We start from the raw sequence: 19,372 nt of genomic DNA on the forward strand, positions 1-19,372 counted from the left end.
TCACCCAGTCAGCACATCGAGCTGCGCACGCAAGGAAGGGGCTCGGCCGGGGTAGAACTCCTCGGCGGCTTGCACGGCCTGGGTGAGGTAGCCGATGGCCGCTTCCGGATCGCCGGTCGCGCCCGCGTGGTTGGCGAGCCCCTCCCAGGCGTCCACCATGTAGCCGACATCCTTGTCGATCGATGCTTCCTCGAGCACCTTCGCGAAACAGTCGCCTGCCTCGTCGAGCTCACCGGCCGCCAACAGGCTGTCGCCCAGATCCTGCCTGGTCGTCCATTGGGCGGAGCGCATTCCACTGGTCTGGGCGGCAGCCAGCGCCTGCCGGTGGATGCTGACGGCGAGCTTCCGTTCGCCGCGCTCCCGATGGGCGATGCCGAGCGAGTGCAAGGCGAAGGGGATGCTGAGGATGTTCTGCAGTTCGGTGGCGAGGTCGAAGGCCGCGGTGGCAGCCTCGATCGCGGCGTCGAGCTCTCCGGTCCGCATGTAGCAGGTACACAAGGCGCTGAGGGCGTCTGCGGTCAGGCCGGTCGGGCCGAACCGGTGAAACGTCGTGACGGATTCCACCAAGGCCTGGATGGCAGCCTCGTACTCGAACTGATTGGTCAGAAGCATTCCGGTGTAGGCAAGGCTCCTCGCAATCAGCCGCTCGTCCTCCAACTCGCGCCCCAGTCGGGTCGCTTCCCGCTGTGCCGGCAGCGCGGCGCCGTACGGGTCGATCGTCTGCAGGGCGTGGCCGAGGGCGGAGTAGATGTTGCCGCGTAACAGCAGGTCGCCGTCGGCCGGGAGACGGTCCAAGGCGTGCTGCAGCTGATCCGCCGACGCCCGCGAACCCTGCCGGCCGCGAATGATCTGTCCGGAAACGTACAGAACCCGGGCTTGCGCCTCGCGATCGTCCAGCTGTTCAGCGGCAGTCAGGGCAAGCTCGAGAATGCGCTCCTGGTGCTGGAGTCTGCCTCTGACGTACAGGTGGCCGACGGCGGCCAGCGTGAGCTGCCAGGTGCGCACAGGACTCCCGACCGTCGCCGTGTGCTCGATCGCGGCGGCCAAGTTGTCGGCCTCAGCATCGACCCAGGCGACGGCGTCGTCCTGGCTGGTGAACTCCGGCAGCGCGCGGGCGGGACGAGGGCCTGGCTCGAAGTACCGCGCACCGACTTGGAATCGCCTCGGATGAATGCTCGCCTGGAGGTAGTACTCGAGGAGGCGGTCGGTGGCGGCGTTGCGGGTGTCGATCGGGTCCGTGGCGGCTAGCGCGGTGGCGTAGTCGCGGATGAGGTCGTGGAACTGGTAGCGGCCGGGGGTGGGCTGGAGGAGGAGGTTGGCGTCTACGAGGGACGTGGCCAGGGCGGCGGCTTCTTCCGGCGGGCAGTCGGCTAGGGCGGCAGCGCCGTACTGGTCCAGGTCTCGGCCGGGGAGGAGGCTGAGGAGGCGGAAGAGGCGTTGCTGGTTCTCCGGGAGTTGCTGGTAGGAGAGTTCGAAGGCGGCGGCGAGGCCGAGGCCGTCGGTGGTGAGTTCGGTGAGGCGGCGGCCGACGCGGTCCAGGCGGTCGTTGATGTGGGCAACGGTCCAGGTCGGGCGGTGGCGGAGGCGGGCGCCGGCGATCCGGAGGGCGAGCGGGAGGCGGCCGCAGCGGTCGATCAGGCCGTTGCTGGCGGCAACGTCATCGGTGGATCGCTGGTCGCCGACCAGTTGGGACAGCAGGGCGGTCGCGTCGGCGTGGGCGAGCAGGTCGAGGTGCAGGCGGCTGCGCGCGCCCAGGCCGGTCAGTTGGTTGCGGCTGGTGACGATGACGGCGCAGGTCGGTGATGCTGGCAGTAGCGGGAGGACGGCGTCGCTGTCCGCCGCGTTGTCGAGTACGACGAGCAGCCGTTGGCCGGTCGCCGTCGTACGCCACAGGGCTCGGGCATCGTCCAGGGACTGCGGGATCGCCCGCGCACTGATCCCGACGGCACCGAGGAGGTGGTCTAGCGCGGCCTTGGTATCGCGTGGGGGTTGACCCGCTGTGTGGCCGTGGAGGTCGACGAAGAGCAGACCGTCGGGGTAGCGGTGGGCGAGCTGGCGGGCTGTGTGGACAGCCAGCGCCGTCTTGCCGACGCCGGCCATGCCGTCGATCGTGACGACCGGGAGCGTCGTACCGGGTTCGCTGAGGGCCTGCGTCAGCTGGGCAACCTCGTTGGCACGACCGATGAAGGCCGCGCCTGCATAAGGGAGTTCGTCGCGGGTGCGAGGGGCCTCTTCGTTGCGGAGGACCGTCTGGTGGATTTCGCGCAGCGCGGGGCCGGGTTCGACGCCTAGTTGGTCGATGAGGGTTTGGCGGGTGCGCGTGTAGAGGTCGAGGGCTTCGGCTTGGCGGCCGTCGGCGGCGAGGGCTCGGACGAGTTGACCGGTGAGGCGTTCGTCGAAGGGTTTCGCGTCGACGGCTGGGACGAGCTCGGCGATCAGCTCCGCCGCGCGCCCCCGGTCGAGGTCCAGGTCGACGCGGTCGGCGAAGACTTTGTCGCGGCGTTCGGTCAAGCGGCGTCGCTGGGCCGCGAGGTAGGGGCCGGGGAGACCTGCGAGCGGTTCACCGCGGAAGAGACCCAGGGCTTGCCGGTACGCCGCGGCCGCGGCATCGAGATCGCCGTTCTTCCGGTGCCGACCTGCCTGCGTGGCTGCGGCCTCGAAGTCAGCGGTATCGAGCGCGCCCTCCGGCAGCCGGAGAACATACCCGTTGGAGGTGCGGTCGAGGACCCCGTCGGGCAGCACCCGACGGAGGCGATAGATGTACGGCGGGAGGACCTTCAGCCCGGTACCCGGTGGGTTGTCGTGCCAGACGAGGTCGAGCAGCTCTTCCGGCGTACAGACTTGGTTGGCCCGCAACGCGAGAACAGCGAGCAGGGTGTGCAGGCGATGAGCGCCGATCGCGACCGGTTCGCCGTCCCCGAGGACGCGCAGCGGTCCAAGGATCTCGATCCGCAGCGGATCGGTCACGTGAGCTTGGCCAGCTTCTCGCGGAGGCCGGGGCTTCGCGGCGCGACGTACTCGTCGGCCAGAGCGAGCGCCTGGCGGAGATGATCGATCGCGGTCTGCGGATCGCCGGTCGCCGCGGCATGATCGGCCAGGCCTTCGTGCGCGGCGATCACGTATACGTGGTCCTTGTCCGCCATTGCTCCCTCGAGGACCGGTTCGAACCACCCCGGTGCACTGGCCGTGTCGCCGGCCGCCAGCAAGCTGTTCCCCAGGTGCAGCTCCATCGCCCAGATGGTGAGCTTCGAGCCGGTCTTCCGAGACGCCGCGTGGGCCTGCCGATGCAGATCGACGGCACGGTTCACATCGCGTCCGCTGTCACGGTAGGCCGCACCCAGCGCGCCCAGAACCCAGGGCAGGCTGAACTCGTTGTCCAGCTCGACGGCAAGCTCGTACGCCGCGGTCCCGGTCTCGATGGCATCGTCGACCCGGCCCAGGGCCAGGTAGTTGACGCTGAGAGCGCTCAACGTGTCGGCCAGCAGGCCAATGGGTTCGAAGCGGCGAAAAGCGGCCACAGACTCCTCGTGGGCTGCGACTGCCGCCTCGAAGTTGAAGGCGTTGCCGTGCAGCATGCCAAGGGAAGACAGGCAGCCGGCCAGCAGCCGGTCGGCCCGGAGTTCCCGGGCCAGCCGGGTTGCTTCCTCCAGGACCGCTATCGCCTCGCCGTACGGGTCGAGGGTCCGCAATGCGGTCCCCAGCGCGGACAGGATGCGAGCCCGCAGCAGCAGGTCACCGTCCTCGGGCAGGCGATCCAGAGCATGCCGCAACTGTTCGGCGGCCGGACGAGCCCCACGCTGTGCACGGATCAGGGTGCCGCGTGCGTGCAGGACCCGTGCCTGGGCTTCGCGGTCGCCCAGCGTCTCCGCGGCCGCCAAGGCAAGGTCGAAGACCCGGTCCTGCTGCTGGATCTTTCCGCGGCGCTCCAGGTAGCTGACCACGGCCAGTCCCAGTTGCCACGTCCGGTCGTGATCGTCGGTCGTGGCCGTGTACTCGACCGCTGCCGCGAAGTTGTCGGCCTCCGCGTCGGCCCAGGCCTTGGCCTGCTTCCGCGTGGCGTGGTGTGGGACAGCGGCCTGTGGCGAGCGCGGGCCAGGATCGAGATAACGCATCCCCTCCTGCTCGTAGAACGGATGGAAGCTGGCCTGGAGGTAGTACTCCAGAAGGCGGTCGCGGGCAGCCGTCCGGAGCTCGGGTGCATCGGTGGACTCGGTCAGCTGGGTGGCATACTCACGGATCAGGTCGTGGAACTCGTAGCGGCCAGGAGCCCGTTGGAGCAGGAGGTTGGCGTCGACGAGGGATTCGGCCAGGTCCGAGGCCTCGAGCGGGTCGAGGCCGGTCAGCGCGGCGGCGCCGTACTGGTCGAGGTCGCGGCCGGGCAGCAGGCTGAGCAGCCGGAAGAAGTCTTTCTGGTCGGTCGGCAGCTGTTCGTAGGAGAGGGCGAAGGCGGTGGAGATGCCGAGCCCGTCGGCGGTCAGTTCGGTGAGCCGGCGGCCGACGCGGTCGAGCCGGTCGTTGATGTGGGCGACGGACCAGGTCGGCCGGTGCCGCAGGCGGGCACCGGCGATCCGCAGGGCGAGCGGGAGATGCCCGCAGCGGTCGATGAGACCGTTGCTTGCGGCAACATCTTCGGCCGCGCGGTCGCTGCCGACCAGTTGGGTCAGGAGTGCGGTCGCGTCGGTCGCGTCCAGCAGCCCGAGATGTAGTCGTTCGTGGACGTCGAGTCCGGTCAGCTGACTGCGACTGGTGATCAGTACGCCGCACGTCGGCGAGCCGGGCAGGAGCGCGGTGACCGCGTTGCTGTCGAGGGCGTTGTCCAGCACGATGAGCAACCGCCGGCCGGCGACTGTCGCTCGCCACAATGATTGCGCTTCTTCAAGACTCGGCGGGATCGCGGTCGCACCGACACCGGCGCCGACGAGCAGGTGGTCCAGCGCCGACTTGACGTCGCGCGGCCGGTGCCCCGGCGTGTGACCGTGCAGATCGGCGAACAGCAGTCCATCGGGGTAGCGCCCGGCCAGTCGACGCGCGGTATGTACCGCCAGTGCGGTCTTCCCGGTCCCCGCCATCCCGTCGATGGCTGCGATCGGCGGTGCAGACGCGCCGCTGCCCCCGAGAGCCTGAGCCAGCCGACCGAGCTCGGCCTCCCGCCCGACGAAGACAGCACCTGCATACGGCAGTTCATCGCGGGCGCGGGCGGCACCTTCGTTGCGGAGGACTGCCTGGTGCACCTCGCGGAGTGCGGGGCCGGGCTCGACGCCTAGCTCGTCGATGAGGGTTTCGCGGGTGCGCGTGTAGACCTCGAGTGCTTCCGCCTGGCGGCCGTCGGCGGCGAGGGCGCGCATGAGCTGACCGGCGAGCCGTTCGTCGAAGGGCTTGGTGGCGACGGCTTCGACCAGTTCGGTCACGAGCTCGGCGGCCCGGCCACGGTCGAGTTCGACGTCGACGCGATCACCGAAGACACGGTCCCGACGTTCGACCAGGCGGCGTCGCTGCGCAGCGACGTACGGGCCAGGTAGTCCGGTCAGCGGCTCACCGCGGAAGAGAGCGAGGGCTCGCGAGTATTCGGCAGCGGCGGCGTCGAGATCGCCGACGTCACGGAGTCGCGTGGCTTCAGTGGCGGCGGTTTCGAAGTCTCCACTGTCGAGTGCTCCCGCCGGCAGCCGAAGGACATAACCGTCGGAGGTCCGGCCCAGTACGTCGGCCGGCAGCGCGTGGCGGAGACGATAGACGTACGGCGGCAGCACCTTCAGACCCGTACCGGGTGGACTGTCATGCCAAACGAGGTCAAGCAGTTCCTCGGGCAGACAGACCTGGTTCGCGCGCAACGCCAGTACGGCGAGGAGCGTCTGCAGCCGTTGAGCTCCGATCGCGACCGGTTGGTCGTTCCAGAGCACTCGCATCGGTCCGAGGATCTCAATGCGTAGCTGCCCGGTCACCCCAGCAGTCTGCCTGCCCACGAGTCCACCGGCAAAGCACCTGCATCAACATGCAAGACGTCTCACCCAGTGAGCGCTGCAAGCCTCTCGCGGAGACCTGGACTTCGGCTCGGGGTGTGCTCGTCAGCAACCGCGAGACCTTGGGTGAGGTAGCCGACGGCGGCCTCCCGGTCGGCAACCGCCAGGGCATGGTCCGCCAGGAGATCGAGTGATTCCACCACGTAGATGTAGTCCTTCGCGGCCATCGACTCGGTCAGGACGGGCTGGTAGCAGGCGAACGCTCCGTCGGTGTCGCCGATGGCCAGCAGACTCTCGCCCAGAGACTGCTGCATAGACCAGGTGGCCAGCACCATCTTGACCTCGGCGGCCGCTGCGACGGCCTGCCGGTGAATCGCGACCGCGCGTTCGAGATCGCCGTTCGCCCGGTGGGCGCTCCCCAGGGCGCCGAGCGCCCACGGCAAGCTGATCTTGTTGCCGAGCTCGACGGAGAGGTCGTAAGCGGCGGTCGCGGTCACGACCGCGTCCTGGATCCGGCCCAGCGCCAGGTAGCTGTTGGTCAGCCCGCTGAGTGCCTCGGACATCATGCCGCCGCGCTGGATCCGGTTGAGGATCTCGATGGCCTCCACGTAGGCCACGACGGCTGCTGCGTGGTCCGGGGCATTGGTGTACAGCATTCCGGTGTTGCTGAGGCTCTGCGCGATGAGTAGCTCGTGCTTCAGTTCCCGGCCGATCCGGGTCGCCTCCTGTAGGTTCGTCAAGGCTTCGCCGAGGGGATCGAGGTGGCGCAGCGACGCTCCGAGCGCGGAATGCAAGAGGCCGCGAAGGAGCAGGTCGCCGTCCGCGGGCAGTGTCTCGAGCGCGAGCCGGAGCTTCTCAGCAGCGAATTGGACGCCGCGCCGTGACCGGTTCAGTGCGCCGGTAGCCAGCAGAACCCTGGCCTGGACTTCTTTGTCTCCAAGGGTCTCCGCTGCGGCCAGCCCGATCGCCAGGATCCGATCCTGCTGCTGGATCTTGCCCCGGCGTTCCAGGTAACCCACGACTGCCAGCGCGAGCTGCCAGGTGCGGGTGTGGTCGTCGGTCGTTGCCGCATACTCGACTGCGGCACCGAGGTTGTCAGCCTCCGCGTCGCCCCAGGCTTTCGCCTCCTTGAGCGTCGCGTGCCGCGGTACGGCGTGCGCTGTGCGGAGACCGGGGTCGAAGTACCGCTGGCCTTCTTCCGTGGCGAAGGAGTGGAAGCTGGCCTGCAGGTAGTACTCGAGGAGACGGTCCGTGGCTGCGTTGCGGAGCGAGGGTGCGTCGGCGTCCACAGCCAGGCGCTGGGCGTATTCGCGGAGCAGGTCGTGAAACTCGTAACGGCCGGGCGAGTGCTGGAGCAGCAGGTTGGCATCGACCAGGGATTCGGCCAGATCCGACGCCTCGGACGGGTCGAGCCCGGTCAGCGCGGCGGCGCCGTACTGGTCGAGGTCGGCGCCCGGGACCAGGCCGAGCAGGCGGAAGAAGCGCTGCTGGTCCGGCGGCAGCTGTTCGTAGGAGAGCTCGAACGCGGCCGAGACGGCGAGGCCGTCCGCGCTGAGCTCGGGCAGCCGGCGGCCGACCTGGTCCAGACGGTCATTGATATGGGCAACGGTCCACAGCGGTCGGTACCGCAGGCGGGCGCAGGCGATCCGGAGTGCCAGCGGGAGGTTGCCGCAGCGCTCGATCAGACCATTGCTGGCGGCAACATCAGTGGAAGCGCGCTCGCTGCCGACCAGCCGGGTGAGCAGGGCAGTCGCATCGACCTGGGTGAGTAGACCGAGATGCATCCGCTCGCGGACGTCCAGTCCGGTCAGTTGAGCGCGGCTGGTGATGACCACGCTGCAGGTCGGCGAGCCGGGCAGCAACGGTGTCACGGCACTGCTGTCCCAGGCGTTGTCCAGCACGATCAGCAGGTGCCGGCCGGCCACTGTGGTCCGCCAGAGGGCCTGTGCCTCCTCGAGACCGGGCGGGATAGCTGTCGCCGTGACTCCGGCACCGGCGAGCAGGTGGTCGAGCGCCGACTTCACGTCGCGCGGGCGGCGCCCGGATGTATGACCGTGCAGGTCGGCGAACAGGAGACCGTCGGGGTACTGATCCGCCAGACGTCGCGCGGCGTGCAGGGCGAGTGCCGTCTTCCCGGCGCCGGCCATGCCGTCGATGGCGACGACCGGTGGCGCCGACGTACTGCGGCTTCCGAGCGCACTGGTGAGCCGGTCGAGCTCGGCGGTACGGCCGACGAAGACGGCGCCGGCGTAGGGGAGTTCGTCGCGGGTGCCGGCCGCCGACTCGCTGCGGAGGACGGATCGGTGAATCTCGCGGAGATTGTGGCCGGGTTCGACGCCGAGTTGGTCGATGAGGGTCTGGCGGGTGGCGGTGTAGAGGTCGAGGGCCTCGGCCTGGCGTCCGTCGGCGGCGAGGGCCTGCATGAGCTGGCCGGCCAACCGTTCGTCGAAGGGCCTGGCGGCGACGGCGGGAACCAGCTCGGCGATGAGGTCGGCGCCGTTCCCCCGATGCAGTTCGACGTCGAGGCGGTCGGCGAACACTTTGTCCCGGCGTTCGATGAGACGGGTGCGTTGGGTCGCGAGGTACTGGCCCGGGAGGCCCGTCAGCGGTTCACCCCGAAAGAGAGCCAGAGCTTGGCTGTACGCCGATGCGGCCGCGTCGAGCTCACCCCGATCGCGCAGTTGGCTCGCGTGCTCGGCGATCGCTTCGAACTCGGTGATGTCGAGCGCGTCGGCCGGCAGACGAAGGATGTAGCCGTTCGACGTGCGGTGGACGACGTCCTCAGGGAGGGCGCGGCGGAGGCGGTAGATGTACGGCGGGAGAACCTTGAGACCCGTGCCGGGCGGGTTGTCGTGCCAGACCAGATCGAGGAGGTCTTCCGGCGTACAGACCAGGTTGGCGCGGAGGGCCAGAACGGCTAGCAACGCCTGCAGCCGATGCGGCCCCACCGTGATCGGGGCACCCTGATGGAGGACTCGGAGGGGGCCGAGGATCTCGATGCGTAGCGGGCCGGTCACGGGAGCAGTGTGCCTTGCGGTGGGAGCAGCGGCAATTTCGCTGAGTGGAAGGGAAGGGTTGCTGTGGGGTGGGTGGGGGAGTGCACTGGGGCAACCTGGTGAATGGAGAGCGTGATGTCCGGTCGTCCTGCTTTGTTGCTGGTGCATGGCGCCTGGCATGGATCGTGGTGTTGGGAGCCGTTGCGTGCGCTGCTGACCGACGAGGGTTGGCGGGTCGAGACGGTCGATCTGCCGAGCGTGGCTCCGGAGGGTGCGACGAGGTACGGGTTGCACGATGACGCGAAGGCCGTGCGCGAGGCCATCACCGCGATCGGCGGGCCGGTGGTTGTGGTCGCGCACTCGTACGGCGGTGAGCCGGCCACGGAAGGCGCCGCGGGGCTGCCGGAGGTGCAGGGGCTGGTCTACGTGGCAGCGTTCCTGCTGGACGCGGGCGAGTCCTTGCTGGCGGCCATCGGCGGTACGCCGCCGCCGTGGTGGCAGGTCGACGGCGAGACCTTCACGCCGCTGACACCGGAGACCGTGTTCTTCAACGACATCGATGATCCCGCGGACGCCGTACGGCAGCTGGAGACGCAGAGCTATGCGGTGGCGACGGAAGCACTGAGCGCGGCGGCCTGGCGCAACATCGACAGCACGTACGTCGTTTGTGAGCAGGACAACGCGATTCCGGTCTTTGCGCAGGAGGCGATGGCGCAGCGCGCGGGTCGCGTCGAGCGACTGGCCTCCGGGCACTCGCCGTTCCTGTCGCGGCCGAAGGAGCTGGCCGCCATCATCACGAAGTCGATCGGCTGAGCTGTACGGCGGCCTCGGCGACGACCGCGATCGCCAGATCCGATGCAGTGTCGGAGTCGTTCTCGGGGATGAGCTGGTGGATCGTGCGGCTGAGGTGCAGGTCGAGCGCGGTGATGCGTTGCTGCCTGGCCATGGCCGCGGAGTGATCGAGGTCGTGGTGGACGATCTGGCTGGCGCCCTCGGGTGGTAGCGGCGCGAGCCAGGCGTGTTCGGGGGCGATGACGGTCTTCGCCGGCAGCAGCGCGAGCGCGCCGCCACCAGTGCCTTGGCCAAGCAGGATCGCGAGGGTCGGCACGGTCAGCGTGGCCAAGGTGGCGATGCACTGCGCGATCTCACCGGCCAAGCCGCCTTCCTCCGCAGCGGGGGAGAGCTCCGCGCCGGCGGTGTCGATCACGGTCACCAGAGGCAGGCCGAGCGACTCGGCGAGGTTCATCCCGCGGCGAGCTTGCCGGAGCGCGGCAGGCCCCATCGGCTTGGACTGCGAACGATCCTGGCCGACCACGACACACGGCTGACCATCGAGCCGGGTCAACGCGACCAGCACACTCGCGTCCGGCTCGGTCAACCGCACGGTCCCGGTGGCGCCGTACCTGAGTAGGTCGCGCACGCCCGCGCGTTCCGGTCGGCGCGTGCGTAGTACCGACGTCCAGGCATCACCAGGATCGATCGACCCGGTACGGCGGGGGAGCTGCGGAGCGACCGGGGGATCGACCAGTACGGCGAGTGCCCGGTCGAGCAGCACCGGCAACTCGGCCGTCGCCACGACTCCATCGATCACCCCATGGGCAGCCAGATTCTCAGCGGTCTGCACGCCTTCAGGGAACGGGCGGCCGTTCAGAGCCTCGAAGACCTTCGGCCCGAGAAACCCAGTCAGCGCACCAGGTTCGGCCACGGTCACATGGCCGAGCGAACCCCACGAGGCGAACACGCCACCGGTCGTCGGGTGCCGCAGATGCACGAGATACGGCAGCCCGGCCGCCTTGTGCGCCATCAACGCCGTCGAGATCGAGATCATCTCGACGAACGCCGGTGCCCCTTCCTGGACCCGCGTCCCACCGGACGCGGTCGACGCCACGATCGGGAGTCGCTCCGCGGTCGCCCGGCGGATCGCGGCCGTGATGCGTTCCGCCGCAACGCGCCCGATCGAGCCGGCCAAGAACGCGAACTCGCTCACCAGTACGACGACCGGCCGTCCGTGCACGCTGCCACGCCCGGTCAGCACGGCTTCGTCCGTACCGGCTCGTTCGGCCGCGCGGCGTAACTGCTCCTGGTACTCCGGATCGGCGACCTGGACCGCGGGTTGGTCCCAGGATTCGAACGAGTCGGTATCCAGGAACGTATCGATCAGCCCAAGCGCAGCGCTCACCATCCCGGAGCCACGAGCGCGGCCCAGACCAGCATCGGACCGGCCAGTACGACGATCACGCTGTAGGTCAGGATCTGCTTGTAGTACACGGGTTCCGCGATCGTGTCCGGCCGGTTCGCGAGCATCAGAGCGCCGTTCGTGGAGAACGGACTGACATCGACGATGGTCGACGAGACCGCGAGCGCGGCGACGAACAGGCCGGCGCTCAGATGCCCGTGGGCGATCAGGGGCAACGCGATCGGGATGATCACCGGCAGCAGAGCGGCCGACGAGGCGAACGCGGAGACCACACCACCGACGTAGCAGAGCACGAGCGCACCGAGCACGGCCGCGCCGAGCCCGGCGGCCCACTTGCCGACGAACTGCGGCGATCCCGCTTCGGTCAGGATCGCGGCGTACGTGCTGACACCCGCGACCAGGAGGACGGTCGGCCAGGCGACCTGCTTGGCGGCGTCCTTGTTCTTGACCGGGGACACGATCGCCAGGATGACGGCGGCGGTGATCGCGACGAAGCCGATGTTCTTGTCGAAGGCGAGCGCGACGACCGCGACCCCGACGAACGCCACGAGCGTCAGGATCTGGTCGCGGCTCGCCCGCTTCTTCTCGCCGTCCGTGGGCTCGATCTGTTCGGCCCGCCGGCCGAGGAGCTTGCGCCCGCCGAGGACCACGAACAGGATCGCCGCCAGCGCCAGGTTGACCGCCAGGCTGGAGAAGAAGATCGTCAGCTCACTGTTCGGGAGGCCGTTGTCGGCCATCACCGAGTTGGTGATCGTGCCGTAGATGCTGATCGGCGAGAAGCCGCCGGCCTGCGCGCCGTGGACGACGAGCATGCCCATCATCAGCGGGTTGATCTTGTACTTCGCGGCGAAGCCGAGCGCGATCGGCCCGATGATCGCGCACGCGGCCGGGCTGACGGCCCCGATCGCGGTCAGGATGGCGGTCACCGCGAACATCACCCACGGGATCAGCGCGACCCGGCCGCGGACCGCTCGCACGGCGCCCGCGACTATCAGGTCCACGGTGCCGTTGTTCCGCGCTATCGCGAACAAGAAGGTGACGCCGATCAGCGTGAGGACGAGATCCCCACTGATCCCGGCCAGGATCTCCTTCTCCGACAGGTGCAGCGAGTACATGCCGACGAGCCACGCGGCGACGTACGCGAGGGCACCCATATTGATCGGCAGCACAGTGCCCACGACGAACAGCGCGATGAGCGCCAGGATCGCAACCCACTCAGGTCCCATGAGCTACCTCACAGTAGTATTGGCTGAGTGGCCTAGCCAATAGTCCAATGAGCCATCTGTCAATACAGTGGGTTCCATGGACTTGCCGCCACCTCCCCGTCCGGTGCCGCGCTCCCGCCTGTACGAGCAGGTGGCGGATCAGATCAGCACGTGGATCAGTGAGAACGGGTTGCGGCCGGGGGACCGGCTGCCGCCGGAGCGTGAGTTGGCGCAGCGGCTGGGGGTGAGCCGGGCGACGTTGAGCCAGGCGCTGGTGGCGCTGGAGGTGATCGGCGCGGTCGTGGTCCGGCACGGTGATGGGACGGTGCTGACCGAGCGCGCCCGGACCGGTCCGGTGATCGATGCGATCCGCGCGCACACCGATCGGTTGCCGGAGATCATCGACGCCCGCGACGCGCTCGAGTCGAAGCTGGCCGCGCTCGCCGCAACCCGCCGTACCGATGCCGACCTGGCCGCGATCCGCGCCGCACTGGTGGCGATGGAGCGCGACATCGCCGCCGGCGGACGCGGCGTAGAGGCGGACGAGGCGTTCCACGGCGCGGTCACCGCGGCGGCTCGCTCGTCGTTGCTGGCCCGGATGATGGCGACGATCCACGACCTGATCCGCGAGACCCGCCTCGAGTCCCTGTCCCAACCCGGCCGTCCGAAGGCATCCCTGGCAGGCCACCGCAAGGTCGCGGACGCCATCGCGGCCGGCGATCCCGTCGCCGCCGCAACCGCCATGCACGACCACGTGATGCTCGTGTCCGACGTCGCCCTCCTCCGGGACAGCCAGTGACAGGTTCTGAGCATCTGGCGGTGATCGCCGCGGGCCTTGGCGCCGGGATCCTCACGTCGACGGTCGGGGTCGCGTCGCTGCTGAGCTTCCCGGTGCTGATCGCGCTCGGGATCCCGCCGGTCGTCGCGAACGTCTCGAACACGATCGGCCTGCTCCCCGGCGCCTTGTCGGGCTCCTTCGGCTATCGCCGCGAGATCCGCGAGGTCCCGCGGCCGATCACGATCGCAGTCGTGGCCGTCTGCGCAGTCGGCGCGATCGGCGGCGTCGTCCTGCTGCTCGCATTGCCGCCGGGCGTCTTCGCCGCGGCCGCGCCCTGGCTGATCCTCTTCACCTGTCTGATCGTCGGCGTCCAGCCGCGGATCTCCCGCTGGCTCCGCGCCCGCAGCGACCACCCCCACGGCCTCCGTACGTCGATGTCCCCGGCAACGTACTTCTTCACCACCCTGACCGGCGTGTACGGCGGCTACTTCGGGGCCGGCGCCGGCGTGATGATGATGGCGGTCCTCGGCCTCGGCCTGGACCTGGAACTCCGCGTGGTCAACGGCCTCAAAACCCTGTCCCTGCTCGCCGCCAACGTCGTGGCCAGCGCGATTTTCGTCGTGATCGCCGACATCAACTGGACCGCCGCGGCCCTGCTCGCGATCGGCTCTCTCGTCGGCGGCTACGTTGGCTCCCACATCGGCCGCCGCATCCCCGGCGGCCTCCTCCGCGCCCTCATCGTCCTCGCCGGCATCCTCGCCGCCATCCTCATGCTGACCTAACCCCCAACCGAACCCCCACCACCCACCACCGTCCACCGTCCCGCAGCTTTGGGCACCCACCAGTCACTCCGAGCCCGCAAAAGTGGTCGGTGCACACCCAAAGTCGCGCCTCGTGCCCAAAGTCGGGCCTCGTGCCCAAAGTCGAGCTTCGTGCACAAAGACGAGCCTCGTGCCCAAAGAGCAGTCGGCCCACCTTTGGGCGTCTTGGGCAACTTTGGGCGCTGGCCGCGTCTTTGGGAGTCCACCAACCATTCCAGGCCCGCGGAAGTGGTTGGTGGGTGCACAAAGTCGGGCCTCGTGCACAAAGTCGGGCCTCGTGCCCAAAGAGCAGTTGGCCCACCTTTGGGCGTCTTGGGCAACTTTGGGCGCTGGCTGCGTCTTTGGGAGTCCACCGGCCATTCCGGGCCCGCGGAAGTGGTTGGTGGGTGCACAAAGTCGGGCCTCGTGCCCAAAGTCGAGCCTCGTGCACAAAGAGCAGTCGGCCCACCTTTGGGCGTCTTGGGCAACTTTGGGCGCTGGCCGCGTCTTTGGGAGTCCACCGACCATTCCGGGCCCGCGGAAGTGGTTGGTGGGTGCACAAAGTCGGGGAGCGTGCACAAAGAGCAGCCGGCCCACCTTTGGGTGCGAGGTGGGGCCGTATCCGGTGATTGCCGTCAGCTAGATGAACTGGACGAACGGGAGGACGAAGAGGACGCCGCAGATGGTGCCGTTGATCCATTTGTGGCTGAAGAGGATGGCGACGAACTCGCGGATGGTTGCCGTCGGCCAGTAGTAGCGGGCGGTAGGGGAGCCGACGACCTGGCCGTTGACCTTCACCTTGCGTGCGGTCAGGGCGGCGCGGAAGGCGTGGAAGTTGTTGGTGACGATCAGGCAGCGGTACTTCGGGTTGCGGGCGACCATCAGGGCCCGGCTGAAGCGCAGGTTCTCGGTGGTGGTGGTCGACTTGTCCTCGCGCAGGATCTGGTCCTCGGGGACACCGCGTTCGATCAGGTACGTCGCCATCGCGTGCGACTCGGGGATGTCCTCGCCCGGGCCCTGGCCGCCGGCCGTGATCATCATCGGGCTGCGGCCCTTGCGGATCGCCCGGTCGTAGACGAGCTTGCCGCGGTCGAGCCTGCTCGCGAGCAGCGGCGGGACGCGCGAACCGCGGAGTCCGGAACCGAGGACGATCACGAAGTCGATCTTGCGGGACGACCGGACCCGGCTGTAGACGAACGCGTAGATCAGGAAACACACGAACAGGAACGAGACGTAGGTCAGCACGCCGCCGATCGCGGTCAGCAGTGCCGACAGCGGCCGCGAGTCGATCAGCCGGGAGATGATCCCGAAGATCACCAGCCCGAAGATCCCGATCCCGGCCGCGAGCGACAGCAGGTTGGCCGGGCGGCGCCCTTCGCGGCGCAGCATCGTGACGCCGTTGACCACCAGGAAGACGGCCAGCACGGCGATCGTCAGCGGGATCAGCAGCAGGATCCCGAGCACCAGGGTCTCGGCCAGGAACCGGCTCACCTCGCCGAGCGCGAAGATCGCGCCGAACGCGGCGAACATCAGGGTCAGCACGAGGAAGATGCTGTTGCGGAACAGCCGCCGGTCGTACAGGAAGCTGATTCCGAAGATCAGGAACCAGAACCCGGCGATCGCGAAGGAGATGGTCATCGGGCGCCATCCAACCATCGGATGGCGCCCGGTCACCTCACGCCAGGCTGGTCAGTGACGAAATCGATGCCTTGTGGAGGCGCGTGATCACGTTCTTGGTGGTCGGGTCCGAGCGGTACGGGTACGAGCCGGACTCGAACACCAGGTACGCCTTGCCGCCGAACTCGGTGATGCCCTCGGACATGCTCGGCGCCCGGAAGCACGACAGCTTGGCCTTGTCGAGATCCGGCTGGCCACGGCGGACGACGTACAGGTTGCTCAGGTTCTTGCGCCCGAGCGAGGTGCTGTAGATGAAGTGCGACTTGGTGACGAGCAGGCCCTGGGTCTTGGTCGGGATCTCCCAGGCCTTGTCGATCGTGGTGAGCGTGCCGTCGCTCTTGATCTTGTACTCGTACATCTTGCCGCGGCCCTTGTCGTTGAACTTCCCGGCGAACAACGAGTCCCCGTAGCTGGTCAGGAACGACGCGGCGTACACCTTCCGCTCCGAGCCGACAGCCTTCACGTACGGCGTCCCGGCCTTCTTCATCGCGGCCGCGAGCGTGGACAGCTTGTACTTGCGAATGCCGTTGGTGCTGCCCTGGACGAACGCCCAGCCCTTCGAGGTCGTGATGCCGCCGCTGTGCGTCTCGGCGATCGCGACGTCGCCGACGACCTTGTTGGTGGCCGGGTCGATGCCGACGATCAGCGACTGTTTGCCGGTGTGGTACATCGACACGAGGAGCAGGTTCTTCGAGCCGGACCAGTTCCACCAGGTGCCGATGCCCTGCGGGACGTAGGAGCCGAGCTTGGGCAGCGCGGCGCTGTTGCTGAAGCGGCTGTCGTACTTCTTCGAGGCCGACGGGCCGTCGTAGAAGTGCGCGCCACCGGCGGCGGTGTCGCAGCTGATCGCCCGGGTCGCGGCGGCGGTCACGGTGGTCGCGGCCTGCGAGGTCTGCGGGCCGGTCAGGGCGACGGCAGTGGCGGTGCCGGCAGCGAGCAGTGCGGCCAGTCCGAGAGTGAGTGCGACCTTTCGGCGGGTCATTGTGAAGCGCATCCTGCGACCCTAACGGTCGATGGTGTGAAAGAGTCAACTTGTCCTGGTACGACGGAAGGGGTTTGCTGTGGTCGCGAACTGGGCCGGGAACGTCGAATTCTCCAGTGCGCTCGAACGACCACGATCGGTGGCCGAGCTGCAGGAGCTGGTGGCGAAGTCGGAGAAGGTCCGGGTGCTCGGGACCGGGCATTCGTTCAACCGGATCGCCGACACGACCGGCACGCTGGTGACCGTCGCGGACCTGCCGAAGGTGCTGAAGATCGGCACCTCCGGCGTGACCATCTCGGCCGGTCTGCGGTACGGCGAGATCACCGCGGCCCTGCACGCCAAGGGCCTCGCCCTGCACAACCTCGGCTCGCTTCCGCACATCTCGGTGGCCGGCGCCTGCGCGACCGGGACGCACGGATCCGGTGACACCAACGCGCCGCTCGCCGACGCCGTCTACGCGATCACCTTCATCGATTCGTCCGGTGAGCTGGTCACGCTGACCCGTGACGATCCCGACTTCAACGGGTCGGTCGTCGCGCTCGGCGCGCTCGGGGTGACGGTGAGCTTCACGCTCAACGTCCAGCGGACGTACGAGATCAGCCAGGTCGTGTACGACGGCCTGCCGGTGCGCCGGCTGCAGTCGGACTTCGACAAGGTGATGAGCAGCGCCTACAGCGTCAGCGCGTTCACCGACTGGGTCGATCCCGACGTGATGGTGTGGCGCAAGCAGAAGTCACCGGAGTTCCCTTCGGAATGGCTCGGTGCGAAGGTTGCCGACGGCCCGCGACACCCGATCAAGGCGATGCCGGCCGACTACGCGACCCAGCAGGGCGGCGTACCGGGACCGTGGCATGAGCGTCTGCCGCACTTCCGGCTGGAGTTCACACCGAGCAACGGCGACGAACTGCAGTCCGAGTACTTCGTCCCGCGCGACCGCGGTCCCGAAGCGGTCGAGATACTGCGGGCCCTGGGCAAACAACTCGCGCCGGTCATCCAGGTGTCCGAGGTCAGAACGATTGCCGCGGACAACCTCTGGCTCAGTCCGAGTCAGGGCCGGGACACAGTCGCGCTGCACTTCACCTGGATCCAGGACGAGGCCGCTGTCCGACCAGTCGTCGAAGCCCTCGAAGACGCGCTGGCTCCGCTGCACGCCCGTCCCCACTGGGGCAAGGTCTTCGCCGCCGACGCGGCGACCCTCGCCGAGCGCTACCCGAAGGTCCCCGATTTCATCGCGCTCGCCGCCCGCTACGACCCGACCGGCAAGTTCCGCAACGCCTACCTGGACACCTACCTGCCTAGCTGAGCTCCACCAGGCTCAGAGGTAGACCCTCGATCGGTTGTACGGGACCTGATGCTTTGAGCAAGGTTCCGCTGACGTGGCGAGCGCTGTTGCTGAGGACGACGCGGCCCTGGTCGTTGACGACGGCAACGGTCCGGTGGATCGCCCGCAGGCAGGGGAGGACGGCCTTCTCGAACGTGAAGACGCGGACGTCCGCGCCGGCCACCCCGACGAAGGTGCCGCCGGCAAGGACCGGCACGGTGAAGGTCAGCGTGTAGTCCTCGGTGCACAGGTAGTCGACGTACGGGCCGGTGATGTGCCGCTGACCGGTCGTCCGCGGTACGTCGTACCAGGGCAAGGACTCGTAGTCGTAGAAGTTGTCACCACGCGGGTCGGTGTCGACCAGCAGCCGCTCGGCCGCGCCGTTGTTGCGCATGAACCACTCGAGCCACCAGCGTGAGTCGGCGAGCGCGTCGACCGCGACCACGAAGCCGGCGCCCGCGATCGGGCTGCCAGGCGCGTCGATGGCGGGCTTCACCAGCGAGGCGATTCCCTTGAGGTCGCCGCGCCGGACGGTCGGCTGCCGGGCGAACGCGTCAGCGGCCGAAGCGGCGATCCGGTCGGCCAGCCCGAACGCCTGGTCGGCCAGCGCGCCGACGAGCGAGACGATGGCCGCGGTGTCCTGCGCAACGTGAGTGCTCATCTCAGTCCTCCAAGGCCAGTCTGAGGTCGATCAGCCGGGCCGTCGAGTCGGCGACCCGTTCTTCCGCCGCGGCGCGCGCGGCATCACCGTCGGTCCGGTCGATGGCGGCGACCACGTCCCGGCAACTTGCGACGGTACGCTGATGGCTGTCGTCATCGCCGAAGGCCAGCCACAGCAGCGTGCCGACCTCCGCCTGCAGGCTGACCTCGGCCCGGTAGAGGCGGGTGGACTGCGCGGTCGCCGCGACCTCGATGTGGAACTGGGCGTCGGCCCGCCGCCGAGCGCCCGAACCTTCCGCGTTCTCCAGTGCGTCGCAGACCATCACCAGTCGCCGTACGTCGTCCGGTGTCGCACGCTCGGCGGCGAGGCGGGCCGCCGTACCGGCGATGGCGCCGTAGTGGTCGCCGAGGTCGCGCAACTGGGCCAGGCTCAGCTCGGCCAGCCGGGCCCGGACGAGGGTGGACGACATGTCCTCCTGCGCCCGCACGAAGCTGCCGCCGCCGCGACCGCGCCGGGTGTCGATCAGCCCGCGCAGGCGCAGTGCGGAGAGCGCCTCACGGATCGTGGTGGTGGAGACGCCGAAGATCCCGGCCAGGTCGGACTCGCCGGGCAGTTGCTCGGAGTCCGGGATCAGGCCGAGCGCGATCGCGTCGGTAAGCCGGCGGGCCACCAGTTCCGAACGGCTCAATGACTCCAACGGTGCGAAGACCGCCGCTGCGCCACTGCCGTAGAACCGCACCGCCACCTGGGCCACCTCTCAAAGACACGACTGGAAAACAGATCCCCGCCATTCTCTCC

At 68.7% G+C, this 19,372-nt stretch carries 13 protein-coding genes; 4 read left to right on the top strand and 9 right to left on the bottom strand.

Annotated features, from left to right (window positions below; all coding sequences use genetic code 11):
• The 3 genes from OG474_RS27615 to OG474_RS27625 all read right to left on the bottom strand — a co-directional run bounded on the left by OG474_RS27615 (nt 1) and on the right by OG474_RS27625 (nt 8,974).
• Nucleotides 1-2,967: a BTAD domain-containing putative transcriptional regulator gene (locus tag OG474_RS27615; protein ID WP_405056493.1), complete on the bottom strand. Its 2,967-nt coding sequence runs from the start codon at nt 2,965-2,967 to the stop codon at nt 1-3.
• Nucleotides 2,964-5,903: a BTAD domain-containing putative transcriptional regulator gene (locus OG474_RS27620; RefSeq protein ID WP_405056494.1), complete on the bottom strand. Its 2,940-nt coding sequence runs from the start codon at nt 5,901-5,903 to the stop codon at nt 2,964-2,966. Before OG474_RS27620 ends, OG474_RS27615 begins: the two co-directional genes overlap by 4 nt.
• 98 nt (nt 5,904-6,001) lie before the next feature.
• Nucleotides 6,002-8,974 carry a BTAD domain-containing putative transcriptional regulator gene (locus OG474_RS27625; RefSeq protein WP_405056495.1) on the bottom strand — a complete coding sequence of 991 codons (2,973 nt, stop codon included), beginning with the start codon at nt 8,972-8,974 and terminating at the stop codon, nt 6,002-6,004.
• Nucleotides 8,975-9,088: 114 nt separating this feature from the next.
• Between OG474_RS27625 and OG474_RS27630 the strand changes: the two genes are divergently transcribed.
• Nucleotides 9,089-9,766, top strand: coding sequence for an alpha/beta fold hydrolase (locus OG474_RS27630; protein ID WP_405056496.1), 678 nt, complete (start codon nt 9,089-9,091; stop codon nt 9,764-9,766).
• Here the strand turns inward: OG474_RS27630 and OG474_RS27635 are convergent.
• Nucleotides 9,747-11,132 carry a carboxyl transferase domain-containing protein gene (locus OG474_RS27635; RefSeq protein WP_405056497.1) on the bottom strand — a complete coding sequence of 462 codons (1,386 nt, stop codon included), beginning with the start codon at nt 11,130-11,132 and terminating at the stop codon, nt 9,747-9,749. The genes OG474_RS27630 and OG474_RS27635 overlap by 20 nt on opposite strands.
• A complete protein-coding gene (locus OG474_RS27640) occupies nt 11,129-12,376 on the bottom strand; it encodes an SLC13 family permease (RefSeq protein WP_405056498.1) in 1,248 nt (415 codons plus the stop codon). The genes OG474_RS27635 and OG474_RS27640 overlap by 4 nt, the downstream gene beginning before the upstream one ends.
• A 76-nt stretch (nt 12,377-12,452) precedes the next feature.
• On the opposite strand from OG474_RS27640, the gene OG474_RS27645 reads away from it, so the two are divergent.
• Together OG474_RS27645 and OG474_RS27650 are read left to right on the top strand one after the other, a co-directional pair.
• On the top strand, nt 12,453-13,154 hold the full coding sequence (locus tag OG474_RS27645; protein ID WP_405056499.1) for a FadR/GntR family transcriptional regulator: 702 nt from the start codon (nt 12,453-12,455) through the stop codon (nt 13,152-13,154).
• Nucleotides 13,151-13,915 carry a sulfite exporter TauE/SafE family protein gene (locus OG474_RS27650; RefSeq protein WP_405056500.1) on the top strand — a complete coding sequence of 255 codons (765 nt, stop codon included), beginning with the start codon at nt 13,151-13,153 and terminating at the stop codon, nt 13,913-13,915. Before OG474_RS27645 ends, OG474_RS27650 begins: the two co-directional genes overlap by 4 nt.
• 657 nt (nt 13,916-14,572) lie before the next feature.
• Here the strand turns inward: OG474_RS27650 and OG474_RS27655 are convergent.
• Entirely contained in the window at nt 14,573-15,571 is a 999-nt protein-coding gene (locus OG474_RS27655) for a YdcF family protein (RefSeq protein ID WP_405056501.1), read from the bottom strand.
• A gap of 37 nt (nt 15,572-15,608) precedes the next feature.
• Nucleotides 15,609-16,604, bottom strand: coding sequence for a hypothetical protein (locus OG474_RS27660; RefSeq protein WP_405056502.1), 996 nt, complete (start codon nt 16,602-16,604; stop codon nt 15,609-15,611).
• A 67-nt stretch (nt 16,605-16,671) separates the two neighbouring features.
• Here OG474_RS27660 and OG474_RS27665 point away from each other — a divergent pair, with 67 nt between their 5' ends.
• Nucleotides 16,672-17,895 (top strand): D-arabinono-1,4-lactone oxidase, encoded by a 1,224-nt coding sequence (locus tag OG474_RS27665; RefSeq protein ID WP_405056503.1) that lies wholly within the window; start codon nt 16,672-16,674, stop codon nt 17,893-17,895.
• Here OG474_RS27665 and OG474_RS27670 read toward each other — a convergent pair.
• A complete protein-coding gene (locus OG474_RS27670; protein WP_405056504.1) occupies nt 17,888-18,574 on the bottom strand; it encodes a cache domain-containing protein in 687 nt (228 codons plus the stop codon). The two genes, OG474_RS27665 and OG474_RS27670, sit on opposite strands and share 8 nt — an antisense overlap.
• A 1-nt stretch (nt 18,575) precedes the next feature.
• Nucleotides 18,576-19,319 carry a FadR/GntR family transcriptional regulator gene (locus tag OG474_RS27675; protein WP_405056505.1) on the bottom strand — a complete coding sequence of 248 codons (744 nt, stop codon included), beginning with the start codon at nt 19,317-19,319 and terminating at the stop codon, nt 18,576-18,578.
• Nucleotides 19,320-19,372 lie beyond the last annotated feature (53 nt).

Origin of the sequence: Kribbella sp. NBC_01505, from assembly GCF_045040285.1 — a bacterium.
Classification (GTDB): Bacteria; Actinomycetota; Actinomycetes; order Propionibacteriales; family Kribbellaceae; genus Kribbella.